Consider the following 6,207-nt stretch of genomic DNA (forward strand, 5'->3'; position numbering starts at 1 on the left):
CCGCGATGCAGCCTGAACAGATCGACACATTCCTGGACCTGTGCGAAACCCGCAGCTTCAACCGCACGGCGGACCGGCTGTCGGTAACGCAATCGACCGTCTCGGGCCGGGTGGCGGCGCTGGAGCGGTTTCTGGGGGTGCGGCTGTTCCGCCGTTCGCGCGCCGGGACCGAGCTGACAACCGAGGGCCTGCGCTTTGAACCCCACGCCCGCGCCTTGCGCCACACCATCACCGAGGCCCGCGCCGCCGCCCGGGGGTCTGACGGGCAGGCGATGACCCTGCGGCTGGGGTTGCAGAACGATCTGGCGATGGGCGACCCGGCGCGCTGGGTCCGGATGATCCATGCGCTTCTGCCGCAGGCGGGCCTCTACATCGAGGCCGACTATTCGGCGCAGATGTGCCGGGATGTGCAGGGCGGGTTGCTGGACATGGCGCTTCTGTTCACGCCCCACCCCTCGCCCGATCTGCATTTCGAATCGCTGGGCGAGCTGTCTTACCGGATGGTTGCACCGCCCGGCCTTGGGCTTGAACGGCTGGAGGATGTCACGCCCGCGCGCTATGTGCTGGCCAATCTCTCGCCCGCTTTCCTGCGCAGCCATGAGGCGCTGCTGCCCGGGCTGGCAACCCCGCCGCTGGCCGCCGGGCAAGGCGCCATCGTGCAGGGGCTGATCGTGGCGATGCAGGTGGCCGGTTATCTGGAAGAGCGTGTGGTGGCGCGGATGGTGGCCGGGGGGCAGGTGGTCCGGGTGGCGGGCGCGCCGGTGCTGACCCAGCCGATTTATGCCGCGCTGCACTACCGCAACCGCCACCGCACCCTGTGGCGCAAACTTGTGCAGGCGCTGCGCCGCAACCCCGGAGCCCAGGAAGACCCATGAGCGAAATGATGCGCGATTACAGCTGGCTGGCCGAGGACATGCGCGCCTTCATCGACCAGACCAACGCGGCCTACCCGCCCGATGCCGCCGGTTTCACCGAGGCCGAGCAGCGGGTGTTCTATGACCGGATGTGCAAGCTGTTCGACCGCCCCCATCCGCCCGGCATGACCACCGAGGACCGTGCGATTGCCGGTGTGCCCTGCCGGATCTACACGCCCGCAACCGCCTTGCCGGGGATGACGGCGGTCTTTTTCCATGGCGGCGGCTTTGTGGTGGGCGGGCTGCACAGCCATGATGCGGTCTGCGCCGAGCTGAGCGCCGGGGCGGGGGTGCGGCTGATCGCGGTCGATTACCGGCTGGCGCCCGAACACCGCCACCCCGCCGCCTATGATGATGCGATGGCGGTTGTGGCCGCGCTGCCGGGGCCGAAGGTGCTCGTGGGCGACAGCGCGGGCGGCAATCTGGCGGCCTGCGTAGCAGCGAATCAGACGGGTATCGCCGGGCAGGTGCTGATCTATCCCGGGCTGGGCGGCAGGCCTGACCTGCCCAGCTATATCCGCCATGCGCAGGCGCCGATGCTGACGCTGGCCGATGTTCACTATTACACGGAGATCCGGTTCAGCAACGGCGCGGCGGGGCAGGATGACCCCACCGCCGCCCCGCTCCGCGCCAAGGGTTTCGCGCATCTGCCACCGACCGCGCTATTCGCTGCCGAATGTGACCCGCTCGCCTCGGACGCTGTTGAATACGCGGCAAGGCTGGCGGAAGCGGGTGTCGCGGTCTCGCTGACGGTAGAGCCGGGGATGGTGCATGGCTATCTGCGCGCCCGCCATATGGCCAGGGGCGCGCAGGAATCATTCGCGCGGATCACGCAGGCGCTGGCGGGTTTCGCCGCCAGCGCGCGCGAAGGTCAGTAGCGCACCACCGCTTCAAACACTTCCGGAACATCCGGCTGATCTTCGAACAGTTCAACCAGCTCAAAGCTGATCACCGCGCGGCGTCCGTCATCCGACAGGGTGCCGTTGGTCGAGACAATCTCGGCGCCCGAAACCGAGATCGAGATCGAGTGCCCTTCGACCATCGGGCGGAACATGGCGGCCATCTGCGGATCGGCGGTCATCTCATCCATATCCGAGGTCATGTCGCCCATCGGGAAGGTCACGCGCACCGTGCCGTCGCCCAGATCGGTGGCGGTGGGGCTGGGTGAGCCGTCTTCGTTTTCGGTGAACACCTCTGCAAAGGTGCCCTCCAGCAGCATGTTGCAGCGCGCCAGCGTGTCGGTCAGTTCCAGCGTTCCGCCCTCTTCGGCGGGGCAGAAATCGGCCTCGCCCCCCATCATGTCGAACATTTCGCGGCTGACCTCGATATGGCCGCTGAGGCGCGCCTGATCAGGGCCCAGAATGGCGGTGTCCATATCCATGTCGATGCAACCGGAAAGGGCGATCGCCAGACCGACAGCCGCAAATTTTGCAAAACGCATCCCAGACTCCTGTGTAAAATTCCCGGGCAGAGTAAACGCTGGCCCATGGGGGGGCCAGCGTTTTTTCGGCTGAAAGCAGGAGAATACGGCAGTCACGGGCGCCAACCGGCCCCGCCGCGCCCGGTCAGCTGGTGACCTGTTCGCGCAATATGGATACCGTCATCGAAATCATCAGATAGAGGCCTGCGAAAATCAGGAAGGCCAGCGCGGTGTTTTCAAAGCGGCGCGGATAGGTGGATTCGTCCGGCGCAACGGGGCTCACCCCCATCGACAGATAGCGCACCTGCCGGTTGGCCTCGATCCGCGCGGCTTCAAGCTGTTGCAGCGAGGTGGCCAGCATCAGCTGGCGCGTGGCGACATCGGCCTCGGCCATCACCATCTCGCGCTGAACCCGCGCGAGCGAGGCCCCGCCCGCCTCGCCCCGCGTCAGGCTGGAGCGCAGCGCCTGAATCTGCGTATCCAGCGCGCCGATGCGCCGTTCAACCTGCTGCACACGGGCGGCATTGGGGCGCGGGTTGGCAAGCAGGTCGGCAAGGCTGAGGCGTTCCTGATTGATCTGCCCTTCCAGCGTGGTGATCTGCTGGGTGAGCAACGTCACCTCCACCTCGCTGGACAGCACCTGATAGCTTTCCTGCAGTTCCAGCACCCGCATCTGCGTTTCCAGCATCTGCGCTTCGGCGCGCTCGAAACTGTCCAGCGCATCGCTCATCTGGTTGGCCCGCAGGCGCTGGGTCAGTTGGTCAACCTGTTCCTCGGCATACTGGATCAGGGCGCGTGAGAACCGCTCACTGGTTTCAGGCGTCGCCGCGATCACCTCCATCTTGATGATGCCCTCGGTCGGATCATAGCTGATCTGAACCATGCGCCGGTAAAGCCGGTAGGCGGCTTCGTCGGTGGTATCCATCGCCAGCCGCCGGATCGGGTCCATGCTCTCAGACTGGAAATGGGCTTTGAAGCCGTGGTCCGCGTCCAGCCTGCGCATCGCCTCGCGCGATTGCAGATAGCTTTGCACCGTCACCGAATCCTGCGACGTGGCCATGCCGGTGCCCGAGAACAGCCCCCCCAGCGCCCCGCCCGCACCGCCGGATGACTGCGCATCGGCCTGCTGGATGACGAATTCGGTATTGGTGGCGTAAAGCGGCGTGGCGATCACGAAGAAATACCACGCGGCCAGAAAAGTCGGCAGAAACACGAAGACCGACAGCCGCGCCCCCAGAAGCGCCAGACGGCGGCGGCGGCGGCGCACGATATCCTGCTGGATGCGCGCAATTTCGGCGCTGCGCTCGGCGGGCGCGGGAATGCCGGGCATGGCAGGCATGCCGGGCTGGCGAATGGTTTTTGGCAGGGCGGGAGCATCGACCGTGGCCAGTGCCCGCCCCGGAACCGCGCGGTTCTGAACAATGTCGATGAGGGTGGAATGCTCAAACGGATCGACGCCCTGACGGCGCAGCAGGCGCACCGCCTCCAGCCCCGAGGTGGCCTTGACGCCGTGCTTTTGCGCCACCCGCATGGCCATGCGCAACTGGCGCCCGGTCAGCTCTTCGGCGCGGATCGCCTCGATCTCGGCTTCGGCCTCGGCCTCTTCGTCCGTCCGGGTGACTGGCCTTTCTGCCGGCGTTTCCGGGGGTTGGACGGCGTTGTATTCGGGGTGGTCGCGTGTGCTGTCGCGGGGCGGTCGGGGCGTTGTCGCCACGCCCGTGGTGCGTGCGGGGGTGACGGGTGCGGCGGGCGCGGGGGTAGAGCTAGCGGGACCTTCGATTTTCCCGGCATCTGACGCCGGTGCGGGCTGCTGTCCCGCCACGCCCTGCCGCAGCTTGGCCATCGCCATCGCCGCCGCAGCGCTGCGTGCCGCAGCCGCGAGAGGGTTTTTTGTTGACAATTCAGCGGCTTCCGGGGAAATCTTAACTGCGGGGCTGGCGCCAGACTCAGCGACAGGCGCCCCGGCGCGGGCTGCCTCCCCGGTATCGGCGCGCGCAACGCCCTGACCCTCGGCCGCCTGCCCCTCAGCGCTCCGGCGCTCTGCCATCTGGCGGGCCGCATCCTCGGTCACGTTTCCGCTTGCAGCCGACCCGGCCTGCCCACGCTCACCACGCAGGGCGCCGCCCTGCCCCGCAACCGTGGCAGACGCAGCCGACAATGGCGCGCCGGTCGCATCCTCGCTCAGCCGCAGCCGGAACCGTCTAGCTCTGGGTTTCGTAGTCATAAAGGTATTTCGCTTCCTCGAGCGTATCGAACATGTGCAGCTTGCCGTCGCGCAGCACGCCGGCAGAACGGCAGTATTTTTCCAGCGTCTCGGCCTGATGCGAGACAATTACCACCGTCGCCCCCTCAAGCCGCTCTTTCAGGATCGCCCCGGCGCGGCGGTTAAAACTGACATCGGTCGTCGCCGGCATCCCTTCATCCACCAGATAAAGGTCAAATTCCAGCGCCAGCATCAGCGCGAAGGCAAAGCGCGAGCGCATCCCCTGACTGTAGGTGCCCACCGGCAGATCGAAATATTCGCCGATATCGCACAGCCAGCGACAAAAGGCCTCCACCTCATCGGGGTCAAGCGAATAGAGACGGGCGATGTAGCGCGCATTCTCGGTGGCGGTGTGTTTGGGCATGATCCCGCCCATGAACCCCAGCGGGAAAGAGACGCGGCAGGCGCGGGTGATCGCCCCGTCATCGGGCTTTTCCAGCCCCGCCATCATGTTGATCAGCGTTGTCTTGCCCGAGCCGTTGGGCGCCAGAATCCCCAGCGATTGCCCCAGTTCGATACGGAACGAGGCATCATGCAGAATCACCTTGTGCGACCTGCCCGTCCAGAAGGATTTGCTGACCCTGTCAAATTCGAGCATGTCTGCCTGCCTCGGCCCGATGCCTCCGGAGCATGACAGCCCGGGGTTAACGGTGTCTTTGTTGCGGCGCGATACGGGAAAATACCGCCGATGCGCACCGATCAGCGCATTATGCCGCAATCGGCCCCGGCCGGGTAGTGAAAACTGCGGGCGCGCCCTGCGACCGCTCCCCTTGGCGGCGCGGCGCTTTACATTTGCGCCAAGGCGGGGGAAAGGCGGTGGCATCTTCCGCAGACGGAGCAAGGCCCATGGGCGAGACCCCGCAAACCCCGCTTGAAACCGCACTGGCACGGATGCAGGCCGCCCCCAAGGATACGGCGCGGCGGCTGCAATTCCATGCCGAGCTGCTGGATACCGAGCTTTTCGTGCTGCTGGCCGATGAGGCCACCGGCCCCGCGCTTCGCCCCAAGGTGTTTGAATTTGAGGCCGGGCGCGCGGTGCTGGTGTTTGACAGCGAATCCCGGCTAGCCGATTTCGCCGGGGAGGTGGTGCCCTATGCGGCGCTGCCCGGGCGGGTGCTGGTGATGATGCTGGCGCAGGCGGGCGAAGCACTGTCGCTGCTGATCAGCCCCGACAGCGAACATGCCGAACTGCTGCCGCCCGAGGCGCTGGAATGGCTTGCGCGCACGCTGGGCGAGACCCGGACCAATGAAGCCATGGGCGTGCCCGAGGCGTTCATCCCCGTCGCGCTGCCCGAAAGCGTTCTGGACCTGCTGGTTCCCGCGCTGGAGCGGCGCCTGCGCCACACGCCGGGGCTTGAAGCGGTAGTGCTGGCCGGGGTGCGCTGGCGCGGCGGCGGCACGGGCCATGTGCTGGCGCTGGGAGGTGCGGCGGGGGGCATGGCGGAGGCTGCGCGCGCCCCGCTTGCGCATGCCGTGGCCGAGGCGCTGGAGCTGTCGGGGATTGAGGCCGGGGCGCTGGATGTCATCTTTCCCGATGCGGCGGCGATGGGGCGGCTGAAAGCCACCGGCCTGGCTCTTTCCCCCGCCCCCTGGGTGGACCCCACGCCGCC

6 protein-coding genes are annotated in these 6,207 nt (G+C 66.9%); 3 read left to right on the forward strand and 3 right to left on the reverse strand.

The window, feature by feature from the left end; all coding sequences use genetic code 11:
* The first annotated feature begins 5 nt into the window (after positions 1 to 5).
* Positions 6 to 875, forward strand: a complete 870-nt coding sequence (locus V7Q53_RS16935) for a LysR family transcriptional regulator (protein WP_333829887.1) — start codon at positions 6 to 8, stop codon at positions 873 to 875.
* Positions 872 to 1,792 carry an alpha/beta hydrolase gene (locus V7Q53_RS16940; protein ID WP_333829888.1) on the forward strand — a complete coding sequence of 307 codons (921 nt, stop codon included), beginning with the start codon at positions 872 to 874 and terminating at the stop codon, positions 1,790 to 1,792. The genes V7Q53_RS16935 and V7Q53_RS16940 overlap by 4 nt, the downstream gene beginning before the upstream one ends.
* On the opposite strand, the gene V7Q53_RS16945 is transcribed toward V7Q53_RS16940, so the two are convergent.
* The 3 genes from V7Q53_RS16945 to V7Q53_RS16955 form a co-directional block, all read right to left on the reverse strand.
* A complete protein-coding gene (locus tag V7Q53_RS16945) occupies positions 1,786 to 2,355 on the reverse strand; it encodes a hypothetical protein (RefSeq protein WP_333829889.1) in 570 nt (189 codons plus the stop codon). The genes V7Q53_RS16940 and V7Q53_RS16945 overlap by 7 nt on opposite strands.
* Positions 2,356 to 2,479: 124 nt before the next feature.
* The gene (locus tag V7Q53_RS16950; protein ID WP_333829890.1) at positions 2,480 to 4,558 is read right to left on the reverse strand and encodes a capsule biosynthesis protein; all 2,079 of its coding nucleotides are present in this window, start codon (positions 4,556 to 4,558) and stop codon (positions 2,480 to 2,482) included.
* Positions 4,536 to 5,195 (reverse strand): ABC transporter ATP-binding protein, encoded by a 660-nt coding sequence (locus V7Q53_RS16955; RefSeq protein ID WP_333829891.1) that lies wholly within the window; start codon positions 5,193 to 5,195, stop codon positions 4,536 to 4,538. Before V7Q53_RS16955 ends, V7Q53_RS16950 begins: the two co-directional genes overlap by 23 nt.
* A 248-nt stretch (positions 5,196 to 5,443) precedes the next feature.
* Between V7Q53_RS16955 and V7Q53_RS16960 the strand changes: the two genes are divergently transcribed.
* On the forward strand, positions 5,444 to 6,207 hold a 764-nt coding region (locus tag V7Q53_RS16960; RefSeq protein ID WP_333829893.1), incomplete at its 3' end, for an SseB family protein.

Source organism: Pararhodobacter sp. (assembly GCF_036802785.1).
Lineage (GTDB): Bacteria > Pseudomonadota > Alphaproteobacteria > Rhodobacterales > Rhodobacteraceae > Pararhodobacter.